The following is a 642-nucleotide window of genomic DNA, read 5'->3' on the forward strand; positions in this document are numbered from 1 at the left end:
GTCGTTGATGCAGGCATAGCGCTGGAACATCAGGCCGTGCTCATCGAACTCCCAGTTTTCATTGCCGTAGGAACGGAACCAGTTGCCCGAATCGTCGCGCCATTCATAGGCGTAGCGCACGGCAATCCGCGTATCCGAATAGGCCCAGAGTTCCTTGATCAGGCGATAATCGAGTTCCTTGGCCCACTTACGGGTCAGGAACGCCTTGGCTTCTTCACGGTTGTTGGCGAACTCGGCGCGGTTGCGCCATTTCGTGTCGAGTGTGTAGGCCAGCGACACCTTCTCGGGGTCGCGGGAGTTCCAGCCATCTTCGGCCAGTCGAACTTTTTCGATGGCCGATTCATGGTTGAACGGCGGTAAAGGCGGACGCACTTGGGCAGCAGTCGACATTGTCAGTCTCCCGATCTAATAAACGATTAAACAACGGTTCAGGCTTATTTAAGGCGTTACAGGTCCAATAACTTACGCGCCATGCATTGCGCATTATCAGCGGCACTGTGATCACCCATCACAAGCGCTACGGTAATGGCGCCGTCAATCAGGATCAGCAACTGCCTGGCCAGACGTTGCGGATCTTCGACGCCATGTTCGGTACACAGCTCGCACAGGTAGTCGAGCAGCTTCTGTTTGTGGTCTTTGGTC

General features: G+C 55.1%; 1 protein-coding gene and 1 pseudogene. Both read right to left on the reverse strand.

Annotated elements, in window-relative coordinates; translation table 11 throughout:
* On the reverse strand, nt 1-390 hold a 390-nt coding region (locus HT737_RS28635), incomplete at its 3' end, for a nuclear transport factor 2 family protein (RefSeq protein WP_182404504.1).
* Nucleotides 391-446: 56 nt separating this feature from the next.
* Nucleotides 447-642 (reverse strand): annotated as a pseudogene (locus HT737_RS28640) (TetR family transcriptional regulator); the annotation flags it as partial.

The sequence above is a fragment of the Pseudomonas sp. MD195_PC81_125 genome, from assembly GCF_014060985.1.
GTDB classification, from domain to species: Bacteria; Pseudomonadota; Gammaproteobacteria; order Pseudomonadales; family Pseudomonadaceae; genus Aquipseudomonas; species Aquipseudomonas parakoreensis.